The organism is Rhodococcus sp. ARP2, assembly GCF_001029585.1.
Classification (GTDB): domain Bacteria; phylum Actinomycetota; class Actinomycetes; order Mycobacteriales; family Mycobacteriaceae; genus Rhodococcus_F; species Rhodococcus_F erythropolis.
In genome coordinates, this window is record NZ_LEKE01000011.1 from 40542 (window position 1) to 57546 (window position 17005).

Consider the following 17005-nt stretch of genomic DNA (forward strand, 5'->3'; position numbering starts at 1 on the left):
CCCGTCAATCTCTCAGGCACCAAGGACCGTACGGGCTCCGACGCCTCTGGAAAGCGGTGGGACAACCCACCCGCCGACGGGGAAAGGCTGTGGCTTCCGTCTATCGGCGGATCACTACCGAATCTCTCAGGCGCTCGGGAATCGAGCATGCGACAGAGGGGGAGGAACGCACCGCAGTTCGGTGTGTGTCCTGATCCTCCGATCTGTCTGGGAGTTGTCGTGATCGACGCTGCAAGCCGTATATTTGCCGACCGCCATGTCGGTCCGAACGCCGCGGAACTCGCGCGCATCCTCGAACTCGTCGGTGTCGATTCACTCGACGAACTGGCAACCAAGGCCGTTCCCTCCGTCATCCTCGACGCTGCCCCCAACGGCATCGCGGCCGGACTCGACGCTCTGCCGCTTCCGGTCGGAGAGCACGAGGCACTTGCCGAACTGACTGCACTTGCAGCCCAGAACACTGTCGCGACGTCGATGATCGGCCTCGGCTACTTCGACACGTTGACGCCGCCGGTGTTGTTGCGCAACATCATCGAGAACCCGGCCTGGTACACCGCGTACACCCCGTATCAGCCGGAGATCAGCCAGGGCCGCCTCGAAGCCCTCCTCAACTTCCAGACCATGGTCGCCGATCTCTCCGGCATGGAACTGGCCAACTCGTCGATGCTCGACGAGGCCACCGCCGCTGCCGAAGCCATGACGCTCCTGCGCCGCGCGAACCGCAGCAAGTCCCCACGCTTTGTCGTCGACGCGGACCTGTATCCGCAGACCCTCGCCGTCATCGAGACACGCGCCGAGCCGCTCGGCATCGAGATCGTCTCCGCAGATCTCACTGCCGGACTGCCCGAGGGTGATTTCTTCGGTGTCATCGCCCAGATCCCGGGCGCTTCGGGACGCGTCATGGACTACACCTCGATCATCGCGGAAGCTCACGAGCGCGGCGCACTGGTTGCCGTCGGCGCCGACCTTCTTGCGATGACGCTCATCACCTCGCCGGGTGAACTCGGTGCGGACGCGTGCTTCGGCACCACCCAGCGCTTCGGTGTTCCCATGGGGTACGGCGGACCGCACGCCGGTTACCTGGCCGTGCATTCCAAGCACGCGCGTCAGCTGCCCGGCCGTTTGGTCGGCGTCTCCATCGACGCCGACGGAGACAAGGCATACCGCCTCGCGCTGCAGACACGTGAGCAGCACATTCGCCGTGAGAAGGCGACGTCCAACATCTGTACCGCGCAGGTGCTCCTCGCGATCCTCGCTGCGATGTACGCGAGTTACCACGGCGCCGAGGGGCTCAAGGCGATTGCGTTGCGCGTCGCTGCCCGCGCACACGCGTTGGCAAACGGCCTGCGCGAGGGCGGCGTGACCGTAGTCCACGATTCGTTCTTCGACACTGTGCTGGCTCAGGTTCCGGGTAAGGCGGCCAGCGTTGTCGCTGCGGCCAAGGAATCCGGGATCAACCTGCGTCTGGTCGATGCCGATCATGTCGGTATCTCCTGCGACGAGGCCACCACCGCCGACCACGTCCTTGCCGTGCTCGACGCGTTCGGGATCGAGGATGCTGTTGTCGCCATCGAAGCCGAGGGCAATTCGGTTCCGGCTGCTCAGGAGCGCACCTCCGACTACCTGCAGCACGAAGCCTTCACCCGTTACCGTACGGAAACGGCAATGCTTCGCTACCTGCGCGCGCTCTCCGACAAGGACATCGCCCTCGATCGCAGCATGATCCCGCTGGGTTCGTGCACCATGAAGCTCAATGCGACCGCCGAGATGGAATCCATCACCTGGCCCGCGTTCAACGCGATCCATCCGTTCGCGCCCACGTCGGATGCACCCGGTCTGCTGAAGATCATCAAGGATCTCGAAGACTGGCTGGTCGCGGTCACCGGCTATGACAACGTCAGCCTGCAACCCAACGCCGGCAGCCAGGGGGAGTACGCGGGCCTGCTCGCGATCCGCAACTACCACCTCAGCCGGGGCGACGACCACCGCGACACCTGCCTCATCCCGTCGAGTGCTCACGGCACCAACGCGGCGTCTGCCGTCATGGCCGGGATGCGCGTCGAGGTAGTCGCCTGCCGTCCCAACGGTGACGTCGACGTCGACGATCTGCGCGCGAAGATCGCCGATCACGCCGAGCGTCTCGCCGCGATCATGATCACCTACCCGTCAACACACGGTGTCTACGAGCATGAGATCTCCGACATCTGCGCAGCGGTACACGACGCCGGTGGCCAGGTGTACGTCGACGGCGCCAACCTCAATGCGCTTGTCGGCCTTGCCCGTCCGGGCCGATTCGGCGGCGACGTCAGCCACCTGAATCTGCACAAGACCTTCTGCATCCCGCACGGCGGCGGCGGACCCGGCGTCGGCCCGATCGGTGTGCGCTCACACTTGACGCCGTTCTTGCCCGGACACCCGATGGCCCCCGAACTCGGTGGTAGAGGAACGATCTCGGCAGCGCCGTACGGTAGTGCGTCCATTCTGCCCATCACCTGGACCTACATCCGGATGATGGGTGCTCAGGGCCTGCGCCGCGCCAGCCTGACCGCCATCGCGTCGGCCAACTACATCGCGCGTCGACTCGACGAGTACTTCCCGGTTCTCTACACCGGCGAGAACGGCATGGTCGCGCACGAGTGCATCCTCGACCTCCGTGGGTTGACCAAGGACACCGGCGTCACCGTCGACGACGTGGCAAAGCGTCTGGCCGACTACGGTTTCCATGCACCGACCATGAGCTTCCCTGTGGTCGGCACACTGATGGTCGAGCCCACCGAGAGCGAGAACCTCGAAGAGATCGACGAGTTCTGCGAGGCGATGATCGCCATTCGCGGCGAAATCGATCGCGTCGGCGCCGGCGAGTGGACGGTGGAGGACAACCCGCTACGCGGTGCTCCCCATACTGCCGGAAGCATTGCAGCGCAGTGGGATCACCCGTACTCGCGTGAGATCGCCGTCTTCCCGCGAGGCAAGGCTCGCCCGAAGGTGTGGCCGTCCGTGCGTCGTATCGACGGTGCACATGGCGACCGCAACCTGGTCTGCTCGTGCCCGCCGATCGAAGCGTTCGCAGGCAACTAAGGCGTGTGCCCGCCGGAGATCATCACCTCTCGCGTACGAGTTCGAGAACGGTGATCTCCGGCGGTGCGCCGACGCGTACCGGCGGGCCCCAGGCCCCGGCGCCACGCGTCGTGTAGAGCACTGTGTTTCCGACCGTGTCCAAGCCTTGCACCGAAGGTTGCTGCAGGGGAACGAGATAGCGCAGCGGCCACATCTGACCGCCGTGAGTGTGCCCGGACAGTTGCAGATCGATACCCATCTCGGACGCCTCGATCGCTTGACGCGGTTCGTGCGCGAGAAGCAAGGCGAAAGTATTCGCATCGCGACCTGCGAGCGCGGCAGTAAGGTTCGGCTCGTACGGGGCCGGCGACGTGTAGTCGTGGATGCCCACGATGTCGATGGTGTCGCCGTCATGCTGGATCGAGGCGCGACTGTTGCGAAGTGTGGTGATCCCCAATGTTTGCCACACGTCGAGCCATTTGCCACCGTCGTCCGCGTAGAACTCGTGGTTTCCGCTGACTCCGAAGATTCCGTCCGGCGCCTGAAGATCGGCGAGCGGAGCAAGATCGGGAGCAACTTTTGCGACGGTGCCGTCCACGAGATCGCCGCCGATCGCGATCAGATCGACATTCTGCGCGTTGACGATTTCGACCACCTTGCGGGTGAAGTCGACCCCGCGGGCCGGTCCCACGTGCAGGTCGGTGATCAAGGCGATCCGGTATCCGTTGAAGCCCTCGGGCAGGCGAGCGAGCGGCACGCGGACGCGTGAAATCTTGGGGCCCGACGCCTCGTAGACGCCGTAGCCGGCGGTGCCGATCGCCGCGAGAGTGACTGCTGCTGTAGCCAACTGCAACGTACGACGCTTGGCCGGGTCGACTTCGGTCGTGGTATCCGTGCGGCGTGCACGTAGTCGACTGATCCCGGCAAACAGGCCGATCACGAGCAGTCCGGGAATCAGGTACAGCCACGAAGCCAGCCAGACCCATCCGAGAAATCCGATCGGTCGCGCCCAGGACGTCGGAAAGATTTCGCCGCTGCCGACCCCGATGAGCGTCGAGACCGCCAAGACGACAAGCGCAGTGTCGGCAAGACGAGCCCATCGCCTCGGGATGCCGGTGGCGCGAACGAGTCGGCGGTGCAGGAACCAGGTCAGAAGGGCGAGAAGGACTGCAAAAACCGCGACGCGCCCCATCAGGACAGCATCTTGGTCACTGTGGCCGCGAGAGCGGGGTCGGACGTCGAATCGACGCGAACCAAGGTTCCGCCGGTCCGATCCGAGACGTCTTGGAGTGTGGAGACGTCGTCGCCCGCACCGACGACGATCACGTCGACCTGTACCGGACGTGACGGATTGCCCGCAGCGGCGATCGCGCTGAGCAGTTCGGCTCGCGTCGTGGTGGATTCGTCAGGTGTACTCGAGGTGATCAGCAGCACCGAGTTGACTCGTCCCGCGTCGAAACCGTCAACCGCGGCTTTGTACGAACTGGCAAGCGCCGGGTACTTGGAGGTCTTTCCGCCGGCTCGAAGCCCGTTGAGGAAATCGGTGATGGTGGCACGCCGATTCGGCTCGGACAGTGAACCGCCCGGAACCAGGATGCGCTCGGACGGTTTTCCGTCGGTGCCCGTGCTGAACTCGCGAAGGCCGATGTCCGAAGCGTCAGGGCTGCGACCCAATTGCGTGTTCACTGCCGCGGCAACGTTCACCAAGCGGGTAGTGCCACCGTCGTCGGTACCCATCGACGCCGACGTGTCCATCAGGATGGTGGCACTACGCGGAGAGACCGGATTGGCGACGATGTCACCGAGCGCAGCTGCGGTTTCGGCCGAAGCCGGTTTCAACGTGGACGAGATCTTGGCCGGAGACACCGCACCGAGATCGGGAAGATCTTGACCCTCGACCCGGAAACCGGCGCCGACGAACAACTGTGACTGATTCGGCTCACGCATGAAATCGGCAAACTGTGCCGCTGCGCGCGAGGCGGTTTCGTCGATCCCGCTGCCCGAGACGATGACCGCCGGATAGTCCGCGACTGGCGTTGCGCCGGCGGGGGAGTACGTCGTCATCGCTGCGTTCGCGCTCTGCGCTATCGACTGTTCCGTGGCCGGAACGGCTTTCACCGAATCCGGTGTTCCGGCGCTCAGTGCTCCGAGGGCTTCGGCGGTGGACGTGGGGGGAGTCGGCAAGGATTGGAACTGCAACGCCCGCGCACTGAGCGCAGCGTTGACCTGCGCGGACTTCGCCTGATCCGTCGTGACCGGACCGGCACCCGCATCGGCGACGTCGGCAGCGATCGCCTGTGCGGCCATCGAGGTTTCGGTGCTTCCGACCGGCAGGGCGACCGTCAGATCGGAAGGCAATGACTTCCAACTCGATGCTGCGCCGACCAATGTTGCCGCGGTCTCGGGGCCGGCTGCCAGAACGATCGGGGAACTCGCGAGCGAGCGAGGATCACCGTTGATCACGGCCTTGCCCGCCAGCGGCGCGAGTTCGAACGAGCTCGTCGGGATCCACAGGGAGGGACGCTGTCCCAATGCTGCGTCGTCCCAGGGTGCCGCCGGACCGGCTTCGAGTGCCGTCGAGACCGACGCGGACGGCGCACCGTGCACCACGACGGTGATGCAGTGATCGCGCACGACCGGAGAGGTCTGGGTGTACCGCTTGGCCAGTTCCTCGATCTGTGGGGCGATGGACGGATCCGCGGTGACGTCGAGTGTCTTGTTGCCTTCGACGCACGTACCTGCTGCCTGCTGGCCCTGATCGTCGATCCGGTTGCTGAGGGCCTTCCACCCGAAGAAGCCTGCAACGATCAAGACGATCAGCACGACGACGAGAATCGGCCCCTTGCTGATACCTCTGGCGCCTGACCTGCCGCGATGTTCGCCCACGTACCTTGCCCTACCTTGGTCACTCGAAGAATGTCTGCTGAACGGACTGTGTCCTCGGCCAGTCTAGTGACGAATCTTCGGGGCCTACGCGAACAGCCTCGACACCGGTAGCGGTGCCGAGGCTGTTCGGGTTCAGCTTCGAGTTCGAAGAAGGTGAAATCAGGCGTTGGCAGCCTTGTACTCGCGGCGGCGGCGATGCAGGATCGGCTCCGTGTATCCGCTGGGCTGCTTCGCGCCTTCGAGGATGAGTTCCTTGGCAGCCTGGAACGCGATGTTGGAATCGAAATCAGGTGCCATGTTGCGGTACTCGGCGTCGCCCTCGTTCTGACGGTCGACAACCGGGGCCATGCGCTCGAGTGCACTGACAACGTCGCTCTCGCTGACGATGCCGTGACGCAGCCAGTTGGCGAGCAGCTGGCTCGAGATGCGCAGGGTGGCGCGGTCCTCCATGAGCGCGACATCGTGGATGTCGGGAACCTTGGAGCAGCCGACACCCGCGTCGATCCAGCGGACGACGTAGCCGAGGATGGACTGGCAGTTGTTGTCGAGCTCTTCCTTCTTCTCCGCGTCCGTCCAGTCGGTGCTGGGAGCGAGCGGGATGGTCAGGATGTCGTCGACGCTCGCACGCGGCTTGCCCTTCAGGCCGTCCTGAACAGCGAACACGTCGACGCGGTGGTAGTGCGTCGCGTGCAGCGTTGCGCCGGTCGGCGAAGGAACCCACGCGGTGTTGGCGCCGGCCTTGGGGTGGCCGATCTTCTGCTCGAGCATGTCTGCCATCAGCTCGGTCATGGCCCACATGCCCTTGCCGATCTGCGCCTTGCCCTGCAGGCCGCAGGCCAGTCCGGTGTCGACGTTCCAGTCCTCGTACGCACCGATCCACTTCTGCTTCTTCATCTCGGCCTTGCGCACCATCGCGCCGGCTTCCATGGAGGTGTGGATCTCGTCGCCGGTGCGGTCGAGGAAGCCGGTGTTGATGAACACGACGCGGTCGACTGCTTCCTTGATGCAGGCAGCGAGGTTGACTGTCGTGCGACGCTCCTCGTCCATGATGCCGACCTTGAGCGTGTTCTCGGGAAGCCCGAGGACCTGCTCGACGCGGCCGAACAGTTCGGTGGTGAAGGCAACTTCCTCGGGGCCGTGCTGCTTGGGCTTGACGATGTAGATCGAGCCGGTGCGGCTGTTGTCGAGCGGGCCGTTGGCGTCACTGATCGAGAGGCCATGCACTGCACAGGTGCTGGTGATCAAAGCGTCGAGAATGCCCTCGGGGACCTCGTTGCCTTCGGCATCGAGGATCGCGGGGTTGGTCATGAGGTGACCGACGTTGCGGACGAACAGGAGCGAACGACCGTGCAGGCTGAGTTCGCTGCCGTCGACGGCGGTGTACTTACGGTCGCCGTTGAGCGTACGAGTGAAGGACTTGGCGCCCTTCTTGATCTCCTCGGACAGATCACCGCGATTGAGGCCCAACCAGTTCCGGTAACCGACAACCTTGTCGTCGGCGTCGACAGCGGCGACCGAGTCCTCGAAGTCCATGATCGTGGTGACGGCCGATTCGAGAACGACGTCCTTGACACCGGCGGCGTCGGTGCTGCCGATCGGGGAGGACGCGTCGATCTGGATCTCGGCGTGCAGTCCGTTGTTGAGCAGCAGGATGCTCGTCGGTGCGTCCTTCTCGCCGAGGTAGCCGACGAACTTCTCCGGCTGGGCGAGGGTGGTGACCGTACCGTCTGCCAACGTGATCTTCAGTTCGCTGCCGTCGATCACGTACTTGGTCGAATCTGCATGCGACCCCGACGCGAGAGGTGCTGCCGCGTCGAGGAATTCACGCGCCCAGGCGATGACCTTGTCGCCTCGGACCTTGTTGTAGCCGGAACCCTTCTGGGCGCCGTTCTCCTCCGAGATGGCGTTGGTGCCGTACAGCGCGTCGTACAACGAACCCCAGCGGGCGTTGGACGCGTTGAGAGCGAAGCGCGCGTTGAGGATCGGCACGACCAACTGCGGGCCGGCCGTCGAGGTGATCTCGGTGTCGACGTTCGCGGTGGTGACCGAGAACTCGGCAGGCGTCGGCAAGAGGTAGCCGATCTCCTGCAGGAACGCCTTGTATGCGGCAGCGTCGATGGGAGCGCCGGCATGATCGCGATGCCACTGATCGATCTGAGCCTGCAGATCGTCACGCTTGGCAAGCAAATCGCGGTTCTTCGGTGCGAGCTCGGTGATGACCTTGTCGGCGCCGGCCCAGAACGTCTCGGCGTCTACACCGGTGCCGGGAAGAGCCTCCTCGACCACGAAGTCGTAGAGAACCTTGGCAACCTGAAGACTGCCGACCTGAACGCGCTCAGTCATGAATAGCCTCACTTTTCCGAAAGCGGAGCACCACATATGGATGCCATGAACCAACATCAATGTTACCTGGGAGTATTCCCACCGCTGTCCGCGCCCTGAGCTGCGATAATCGGGCGCGAAGAGCTGAAACGATCAAGTGAAATTCGTTCTGTCTAGAGTTTGCGCGCGGAAATCTCGAAACCGGCCTTGCGTAGACGCTCGACCAGGACGTCGCCGAGCGCTGTTGCTGGAGTCAAAACGCCGGTGGCCGGGGGGAGATCCTGTTGGTCCTTCGCCAATGACAACGCAGATTCGCCGAGCATTACCGCCGTCGCGCTATATCCCGGGTCGCCCTTCGCCTTCACTCGTGAGGTGTATCGAGCGCCGGTCGTGGTCGTGGTGAACACATCGAGCGTGAAGTGCCCCTTCTTCTGGGTGCTCTCGCTCGGGCCCTCGCCGGGCGCAGGCAATACCTTGTCGAGAAGGAAACGCGTCGGAGGAAGAGCGAGTCCGGCGACCAGCGCGCCGAGGCCGACTGCGACACCGCCCGCGATTACCGGTGACACCACCGATGAGCCGACGCTCATCACCTCGCTGTACTTGAACTTCTTGCCGTACGCCCACTCTCGGAGCGCATTGCTGCGACGGACGACTCGTGTGTTGTACGACGCCATCACGAACGGTGCCTTCCAACCCTTCAACGAAGGATCGATCTTCTTGCCGTCGACCACGCTCACGTCGCTCTGTCGTCCGAGGTCAGGCTCGCGGTCACGATTGGGGCTCAATGAATACGGCGAGGCAGCGAGTTTCCTTAGGCGCGCATCGTCTTTCGACACGTCGATCTGATTGCGAAGCGAATCGATCGTGCCACCGCTCACTCCGCCGCGCAGCGCCGTGACCACCAGCGTTGTGTCGGTGAGCTCACCGGCGCCGTCGGCAGTGACCTTCTCGTGGAGGACGTGAACTCCGAGATCGGAAGGGATGGAATCGAATCCGCAGGAATGGACGATCTTTGCGCCGGACGAGACCGCCAGCTCATGGTTGGCGTCGATGCTCTCGCGGTGGAACAGCACCTCACCGGTGAGGTCGACGTAATGAGTTCCGGCGGAGGCGCATTCGTGAACAAGGGTGTGACCGTACTTGGCGTACGGGCCGACCGTGGTGGCGACGACCCGAGTTCGCTGCGCGAGCGCTTTCAATGCGGTGGCGTCGTCGGCGTCGGCGATGATCAGGGGGAGATCGGCGGCGGCGGTACCCAGATCGGCGCGAGTGGCTGCCAACTTCTCGAGGGAGCGGCCACCGAGGCCGATCTTCGTGCCTTCGGGAGCGTGTTTGACGAGGTAGTCGGCGAGTAGCTTTCCGACGAAGCCGCTCGCTCCGTAGACGATGATGTCGAGTTCTCGGGCGGGCGAGGTTCCAGTCATGGAGCCAGCCTACAAACGCGTACTCGAAAGTGATGTGACCGAGGTCACTCGTCGGGGAGGGGTTCCTTGACGACGAGGATCGGAGCCTCCACTTCGAGCAGGAGACGCTGCAGTGGGCGTTCGAGGAGGAACTTGCCGATGGGGGACATCCGGCGTGTTCCGACGATCAGGAGATCGACACCCGCGCCGTGGACCAGGTTCACGAGCGCGGTCACCGGATCGCCGTCGTGCTCGGTGGTGCGCAGATCCCACTTCGTCTCCGAGAATCCACCGGCGTCGAGCGCTGACTGAATCTCGCCGCGAAGAGCGGCCCGATCGTCCTCGGTGTCTCCGGTGTCGGCCGTGTCCCCGATGTTGACATCGTCCAGGACGTGCAGAACCAGCAGTTCCTCGCTTCGACCCACGGATTCCCGTGCGGCGGCCACGATTGCGGCGCGGCCTTCCGGGCTGTCCTTGTGTACGACGGCGATCGTCATGGTTCCTCCGAGTCGGTGAGCAGGTTCGCAGTCCATTATCGCCTGCAATGCTGTGCCCTACCTGAATTGAGCTACTCGACACGGGGGTTTGGCGGTGATGAGATCGCCACATTGGGGCGCCTAGGTGCTGCCTGTCACCACTGCGGGGTGCCGCCCATCACCACGGCGAGGGTTTGTAATCCTTGAGGAAGCAGCCGTGCAGGTCGATACCCAGTTCGCCCTGAACGATGGGGTCGTAGACGCGGGCTGCACCGTCGACGAGGTCGAGTGGTGCGTGGAAACCTTCGTCGGCCAACCGCATCTTGGTGAAGTGCGGGCGTTCGTCGGTGATCCAGCCGGTGTCGACGGCGGTCATGAGGATGCCGTCGTCGAGCATTTCCTTGGAGCTGGTGCGGGTCAGCATGTTCAGTGCTGCCTTGGCCATGTTGGTGTGCGGGTGGCCAGGGCCCTTGTACGCGCGGCTGAACTGGCCTTCCATGGCGGAGACATTCACGACGTACTTGCGTCGCGCAGCTGCCGCGGCCATCGACGGGCGCAGGCGTGAAACGAGGATGAATGGCGCGACCGAGTTGCAGAGCTGGACTTCGAGAAGCTCGATCGGATCGACTTCCTCGACGGTCTGGACCCAACTGTTGGTGTGCGCGAGGTCCGGCAGCAGCCCGCCGGCGTCGATGGCGATGCCTTGCTCGATGCGATCGGGTGAAGCCGACTTGGCGACGAGTGCGAGTGAACTGACCGCGTCGGCGGACAGATTTCCGGAGGTGATGCTTGCGACGTCCGACAGCGATCCGGCCAGAGCCGCGGGGTGGGCGTCGCTCGTCTTGCCGAAGGTCAGGACATCAGGGAGTTCACCGGCGGGCAGTGCTCCGGACTCGGCGTCAACCAGAGCGCCGTAGGCACCGGGGGAGCGTCGGACGGTCTGCGCGGCGTTGTTGATGAGGATGTCGAGCGGACCCTGTGCGGCAACGGAATCCGCGAGTGCAACAACCTGGGCGGGGTCGCGGAGGTCGATGCCGACGATGCGCAGACGGTGAATCCAGTCGTTGCTGTCTTCCATCGCCTTGAATCGGCGGATCGCGTCGTTGGGGAATCGCGTCGTGATGGTCAGATGTGCGCCGTCACGCAGCAGGCGCAGCGCGATGTACATACCGATCTTCGCGCGGCCGCCGGTCAGAAGTGCGCGTCGGCCGGTGAGATCAGTGCTCGCATCACGTTTGCTGCGGCTGGTGGCAGCGCACTCGGGGCACAGTTGGTGGTAGAAGGCGTCGACTGCGGTGTAGCGCTGCTTGCAGATGTAGCACGGTCGCGCCTTGATGAGCGTGCCGGCGGAAGCGCCGGCGGTGTTCGACTTGATCGGAATGCCTGCGGTCTCGTCGTCGATGCGATCGGGTGAACCTGTGGCAGTCGCGGCGACTACTTGGCGGTCCGCTTCGTTGACGGCTGCGCGCGAGGCGAGGCGGCGCTTCTTCTTGAGTCGCTTGAACAGATGGCCGACAGCGCGCTGCATGGTGATCGAATCGGGATGCTCGTCGTCGAGTTCGGCGGCTTCGGAAAGGACCTTCAGGCAGATTTCGAGTTCTGCGGGGTCGAGGCCGGTGAGTTCGGCTCGAGCAGATTCTGAATCGGCTGTTTCCAGCGAATCTGCCTGCAGTGCATCCGACTTCTTGGTGTCTGTATCCACTTCGAACTTCTGTTCCATCTCGATCGCCGCTCGCGCGGACTGTTCCCTGGTGCGGGAACTTCGCCAATTACGAGAAAAGCTCCGGTTCGATGAACCGGAGCTTTTCCTGTCTGTCTCAACACAGAGTGTCCGAGGGGGGACTTGAACCCCCACGTCCGTTAATAGGACACTAGCACCTCAAGCTAGCGCGTCTGCCATTCCGCCACTCGGACTCGGCCCCGATTTCTCGGTGCTGGGAAAGAGTATCCGATGCCATCGCCAGGTCCCAAATCGCCCCACCGCTGTGCGCCTTTATTAACCGCCGGGGGTTAATAAAGGCGCACAGCAAAAAGACCCCAACCTGATCAGGCTGGGGTCTTTCTGCTGTATTCGAGTGTCCGAGGGGGGACTTGAACCCCCACGTCCGTTAATAGGACACTAGCACCTCAAGCTAGCGCGTCTGCCATTCCGCCACTCGGACTCGGCCCCGATTTCTCGGTGCTGGGAAAGAGTATCCGATTAGGTGAGCTGCCCCAAATCGCCAGGTTGCGGGGCATTCCGGTCGCCCGCGTCGTTTGATTCGATGGTAGGAAAGTGGAATGACCACAACCCCGAATAATCCGAATCCGAGCAGAGCCGAAGCAGAAGTAGTCGAACTGGTCAGTTCTCTCATCCGCTTCGACACCTCGAACACGGGAGAACTCGAAACCACCAAGGGTGAGCGTGCGTGCGCGGAGTGGGTTGCCGCGCAGCTTCAAGAAGTCGGCTACGAGACGGAATACGTCGAGTCCGGTGCACCCGGACGCGGGAACGTCTTTGCCCGCTTGAAGGGAGCTGAGTCGGGTCGAGGCGCATTGATGCTTCACGGTCACCTCGACGTCGTTCCGGCCGAGCCCGCCGACTGGAGCGTCCATCCCTTTGCCGGCACCGTCCAGGACGGTTACGTCTGGGGGCGCGGAGCCGTGGACATGAAGGACATGGTCGGGATGATCTTGGCCCTCGCCAGGCAGTTCAAGGCGGAAGGCGTCGTACCGCCGCGTGATCTGGTGTTCGCCTTCGTGGCGGACGAGGAAGCGGGCGGCAAGTACGGATGCCAGTGGCTGGTCGAGCACCGCCCGGATCTGTTCGAGGGAGTGACCGAAGCCGTCGGTGAGGTGGGCGGTTTCTCGCTGACGGTTCCGCGGCCGGACGGAACCGACCGCAGGCTCTACCTCGTGGAGACTGCGGAAAAGGGCCTCGGTTGGATGCGTCTGACGGCCAAGGGACGCGCCGGGCACGGCTCCTTCCTCCACGACGACAACGCAGTCGCGACACTCGCCGGCGCGGTCTCGAGACTCGCTGCTCATCAGTTCCCGATCGTGATCTCGGATTCGGTTGCCGAGTTCCTCACCGCCGTCGGCGAAGAGACCGGATTGGACTTCGATCCAGGATCACCCGACATCGACGGGACTCTCGCGAAGTTGGGGACGATCGCCAACATCATCGGGGCGACCTTCCGTGACACGGCGAACCCGACGATGCTCAAGGCCGGATACAAGGCGAACGTCATTCCGCAGACTGCCGAGGCAGTCTTCGACTGCCGCGTGCTGCCGGGACGGCAGGCTGAATTCGAGCGCACGGTGGACCAGCTGATCGGCCCCGACGTGACCCGCGAGTGGATCACCAAGCTCGATTCGTACGAAACAACGTTCGACGGCCACCTCGTAGACGCCATGAACGAGGCGATCCTCGCCCATGATCCGGAGGCTCGCACAGTTCCGTACATGCTCTCCGGCGGAACCGACGCGAAGGCATTCGCGAAACTGGGCATTCGCTGCTTCGGCTTCGCGCCGTTGCAGTTGCCGCCCGAGCTCGATTTCAGTGCGCTGTTCCACGGCGTCGACGAGCGAGTTCCGGTGGACGCACTACTGTTCGGGACACGTGTTCTGGAACATTTCCTGCTCAATTCCTGACGAGCACGTAGATAGATCCGTGAGCTCGACGCACATCGAGCTCTCTTGTCACAGAAAGGATTCGCATGGCGCACGATCCGTACGAACCATTGCCGAAGTTGCCGAGTTTCGAGCTGACCAGTGACGACATCACTGCGGGCCAGCCGCTGAAGCTTGCTCAGGCCAGTGGAGCCTTCGGAGTTCCCGGTGGCGAAGACATCTCACCGCAGCTCTCGTGGTCCGGCTTTCCGGCCGAGACGAAGAGCTTCGTGGTGACGGTGTTCGATCCGGACGCACCGACGGCGTCAGGATTCTGGCACTGGGCCGTGGCGAACATCCCCGCTTCCGTCACCCAACTCCCGGCCGGTGCCGGCGCGGCGGACAGCGATGTCCTGCCCGCCGGAACCGTCACCCTCCGCCACGACGGTGGCGGGTTCGGTTTCATCGGCGCAGGCCCGCCTCCCGGGCACGGTCCGCATCGCTACATCGTGGCGGTGCATGCCCTCGACGTGGAGACGCTCGACGGAGTCACCCCTGACTCGTCGCCGGCGTTCCTCGGTTTCAACGTGTTCCATCACGCGATTGCGCGTGCAACCCTGACCGGGACGTTCGAGGTCGAGTAATCACTTTGCTGTGCGCCTTTATTAACCGCGGGCGGTTAATAAAGGCGCACAGCAGTTTCTAGCGAGGATTTTCAGCTCCCACTGCCTGGGCGATCGACGAGAAACCGGCTGCGCGGACCCGCTTGGCTATGCCCTTGTGGATGCTGCGAGCCCAGAACGGTCCGCCGTAGATGAAGCCGGTGTACCCCTGCACCAGCGTCGCGCCGGCGAGGATGCGCTCCCACGCCTGGTCGGCTGTTTCGATACCGCCGACCGAGATGATGGTCAGCTTGTCGCCGACGCGGGCGTACAGGCGCCGGAGCACCTCGAGCGAGCGGTCGGCAACCGGTGCACCGGACAGCCCGCCAGCGCCGAGTGCAGCTACCTCGGCATCCGGGGTCTTCAAACCGTCGCGGCGGATCGTGGTGTTGGTCGCGACGATTCCGGCAAGCCCGAGCTCGACTGCCAGATCGGCGACAGCGTCGACGTCCTCGTCCGAGAGATCGGGCGCGATCTTCACCAGTACCGGCACGCTGACGGTGTCGAGCACGGCCTGCAGGATCGGGCGCAGAGATTCGACGGCCTGCAGATCACGGAGTCCGGGCGTGTTCGGCGAGCTGACATTCACGACCATGAAGTCGGCCAGCGGACCCAGAAGCTGGGCGCTGGCCGTGTAGTCGGCAGCGGCGTCGGCAGCTTCGACGATCTTGGTCTTGCCGATGTTGGCACCGATCGGCACCGTGACGCGACGCTGTCGCAGGAAATTCGCCGCGTGACCAGCGCCGTGGTTGTTGAAGCCCATTCGGTTGATCAGAGCGCGGTCGGCCGGAAGTCGGAAGAGACGTGGCGCGGGGTTACCGGGCTGAGCTTGGGCCGTTACTGTTCCGACCTCGGCGAAACCGAAGCCCAACGGGCCCCAGGCGTCGACTCCGGTGGCGTCCTTGTCGAATCCTGCGGCCAGGCCGAGAGGTGCCGGGAACGTCAGACCGAAAGCCTGACTGCGCAGAACCGGGTCGTCGACGACAAGGACTTTTGCGACCAGCCAGCGAAGGGGAGCGAACCGTGTCACCAGTTTCATCGCGGTGAAGGCAATGTGGTGGATGCGTTCCGGTGGGACCCGGAACATCAGGCTCAGCAGCAGTTGGTACACGATTCTCCAGCTCTTCGATGGTGTGATTTTGTCAGCGGTTTCGATAGCGGCGGGTTCTGGTCGTCTGTTGAACGATCAGTGCTGAATGCCGTCCGGATCGGTCACGTGCAGCGGCGTCTTCTTTCGCTTGAGCAGCACGCGACGACTGCCGTCGGGGTAGAGACGGACTCGGGAGAGTTCCCACCCGCCGAACTCGGCCGAGATCGCCAGGCGCATCGACGCCGTGACCCGCGAAACGTTCGGCGGTAGCCGGAGCGGCACGTAGTCGAACTTGTCGTCCGACGTCTCCCACTGCGCGGGGATCCCGCGCGTACGCTTTTCCATCAGTTCTCCCGTGACGGGATGACCTGCAGCCCGTCACCGGTTGCCGATCCGACGATCAGATTGCCGTTGGAAGAGTCTACGGCCAACGAATTCGGCTGTCGCACCGTCTTGAACCGCCCGGTCTCCACGGGGATGCCGGACGACAGATCGAAGCCGACCACTTCGTTGGTCGCCGTCAGTGTCACCCACACCCGATCCGCGGTCTCGTCGTAGGCGACGGCGTAAGGCGATTCGCCGACGGGGTAGCGCTGGTGCATCAGGAGCGGATCGGCCGTGAAGACGAGCAGTTCGTTGCCGGTGGTGTCGGTGACAAGGATGCGTCCGAAGCGATCGGTGGCCAGATGAGTTGCGCCCTCACCGGCGCGAAGAGCGACGCCGAGTTTGCCGTCTTCGAGATTGATCGCCGTCAGCGAGGTCTGACGGTGATCGAGGGCGCTCAGGTTGTCGCCGGTCACCGCAAGTTCGTCGACGGATGCAAACCCCGAAACCGTCTGTGACTGATCGGTCTTCGGGTCGACGATGTGAACTGAACCATTGTCCGTGCCGATCGCGATGCGGCCGTCGGTCAGCTCGACCGCGGAGTTCGCCTGGCCGTCGACCGGTATGGACGTCTGTTCGCCCGATGTCAGATTCAGCTTCACTACCTGGCGATCCATCGCCAGCAGAGCGCTACCGTCGGAGCCGATCGAAACGTCGCGTACGTCTGAATCCAGAGCTATCGGACGACCTGCGGAGGCGGGGTCGGCGCCGGCCAAACTGTCCGAAGGAACGACCAGCACCGATCGTGGGTCGTTGGCAACCAGAACAGCGCTGCGCGTGATCGGGTCGAATGTGATGGAATCGATCAGACCTGAATACGGGTGAACCACGCCGTCCGGGGTACTGGTGGTGGCCGGTGAGACCGCTGCCGTAGCGGGATCGATCGTGATGAGGTCGTCTCCGCCATCTCCGGAAGAACATCCTGTGACCAGCAGAACCGCCGCCCCCATTGCTGCTGCAGTGGTGCGGATCCCTAGGCGAGCCATGTGTAGTTCCTCTTTTTCTTGTCATCTGTTCTTCACGCAGTGCGACTGTCATCGATCATCCCTGATCGCAGTCGGGCGCCGTTCATCGCGTCGAGGAACTACCGACCATTCCGCTCACACCCTTGACGCGATACCGTACGAACAGCGG

Annotated in this window: 12 protein-coding genes, 2 tRNA genes and 1 riboswitch; of the genes, 3 read left to right on the forward strand and 11 right to left on the reverse strand. The window is 63.7% G+C overall.

Annotation, left to right across the window (positions count from 1 at the left end; all coding sequences use genetic code 11):
• Positions 1-36 precede the first annotated feature (36 nt).
• A riboswitch (glycine riboswitch) is annotated at positions 37-166 on the forward strand.
• 53 nt (positions 167-219) lie between these two features.
• The gene (gcvP, locus tag ABX74_RS02395; protein ID WP_019748554.1) at positions 220-3078 is read left to right on the forward strand and encodes an aminomethyl-transferring glycine dehydrogenase; all 2859 of its coding nucleotides are present in this window, start codon (positions 220-222) and stop codon (positions 3076-3078) included.
• A gap of 22 nt (positions 3079-3100) precedes the next feature.
• On the opposite strand, the gene ABX74_RS02400 is transcribed toward gcvP, so the two are convergent.
• The 8 genes from ABX74_RS02400 to ABX74_RS02435 form a co-directional block, all read right to left on the reverse strand.
• Positions 3101-4249 carry a metallophosphoesterase gene (locus ABX74_RS02400; RefSeq protein WP_047888135.1) on the reverse strand — a complete coding sequence of 383 codons (1149 nt, stop codon included), beginning with the start codon at positions 4247-4249 and terminating at the stop codon, positions 3101-3103.
• Positions 4249-5943 carry a VWA domain-containing protein gene (locus ABX74_RS02405; protein WP_047888136.1) on the reverse strand — a complete coding sequence of 565 codons (1695 nt, stop codon included), beginning with the start codon at positions 5941-5943 and terminating at the stop codon, positions 4249-4251. Before ABX74_RS02405 ends, ABX74_RS02400 begins: the two co-directional genes overlap by 1 nt.
• A 159-nt stretch (positions 5944-6102) precedes the next feature.
• Positions 6103-8286, reverse strand: coding sequence for a malate synthase G (locus ABX74_RS02410; protein ID WP_047888137.1), 2184 nt, complete (start codon positions 8284-8286; stop codon positions 6103-6105).
• A gap of 152 nt (positions 8287-8438) precedes the next feature.
• The gene (locus ABX74_RS02415; protein ID WP_047888138.1) at positions 8439-9689 is read right to left on the reverse strand and encodes a saccharopine dehydrogenase family protein; all 1251 of its coding nucleotides are present in this window, start codon (positions 9687-9689) and stop codon (positions 8439-8441) included.
• A 44-nt stretch (positions 9690-9733) separates the two neighbouring features.
• Complete coding sequence (locus ABX74_RS02420; RefSeq protein WP_047888171.1) at positions 9734-10165, reverse strand: universal stress protein; 432 nt, start codon at positions 10163-10165, stop codon at positions 9734-9736.
• 157 nt (positions 10166-10322) lie between these two features.
• Positions 10323-11864, reverse strand: coding sequence for an SDR family NAD(P)-dependent oxidoreductase (locus ABX74_RS02425; RefSeq protein WP_020907830.1), 1542 nt, complete (start codon positions 11862-11864; stop codon positions 10323-10325).
• A 108-nt stretch (positions 11865-11972) separates the two neighbouring features.
• A tRNA-Leu gene (locus ABX74_RS02430) sits at positions 11973-12058 on the reverse strand.
• 162 nt (positions 12059-12220) lie between these two features.
• Positions 12221-12306: transfer RNA gene (locus ABX74_RS02435), tRNA-Leu, on the reverse strand.
• Positions 12307-12424: 118 nt separating this feature from the next.
• Between ABX74_RS02435 and ABX74_RS02440 the strand changes: the two genes are divergently transcribed.
• Positions 12425-13777 carry a M20/M25/M40 family metallo-hydrolase gene (locus tag ABX74_RS02440; RefSeq protein ID WP_003946170.1) on the forward strand — a complete coding sequence of 451 codons (1353 nt, stop codon included), beginning with the start codon at positions 12425-12427 and terminating at the stop codon, positions 13775-13777.
• Between the two features lie 65 nt (positions 13778-13842).
• Positions 13843-14379 (forward strand): YbhB/YbcL family Raf kinase inhibitor-like protein, encoded by a 537-nt coding sequence (locus ABX74_RS02445; RefSeq protein WP_029255410.1) that lies wholly within the window; start codon positions 13843-13845, stop codon positions 14377-14379.
• A 58-nt stretch (positions 14380-14437) separates the two neighbouring features.
• On the opposite strand, the gene ABX74_RS02450 is transcribed toward ABX74_RS02445, so the two are convergent.
• The 3 genes from ABX74_RS02450 to ABX74_RS02460 form a co-directional block, all read right to left on the reverse strand.
• Positions 14438-15508 (reverse strand): quinone-dependent dihydroorotate dehydrogenase, encoded by a 1071-nt coding sequence (locus tag ABX74_RS02450; RefSeq protein WP_020969684.1) that lies wholly within the window; start codon positions 15506-15508, stop codon positions 14438-14440.
• Positions 15509-15583: 75 nt separating this feature from the next.
• Complete coding sequence (locus ABX74_RS02455) at positions 15584-15832, reverse strand: DUF5703 family protein (RefSeq protein ID WP_003946171.1); 249 nt, start codon at positions 15830-15832, stop codon at positions 15584-15586.
• Complete coding sequence (locus ABX74_RS02460) at positions 15832-16857, reverse strand: hypothetical protein (protein ID WP_019748546.1); 1026 nt, start codon at positions 16855-16857, stop codon at positions 15832-15834. The genes ABX74_RS02455 and ABX74_RS02460 overlap by 1 nt, the downstream gene beginning before the upstream one ends.
• Positions 16858-17005 lie beyond the last annotated feature (148 nt).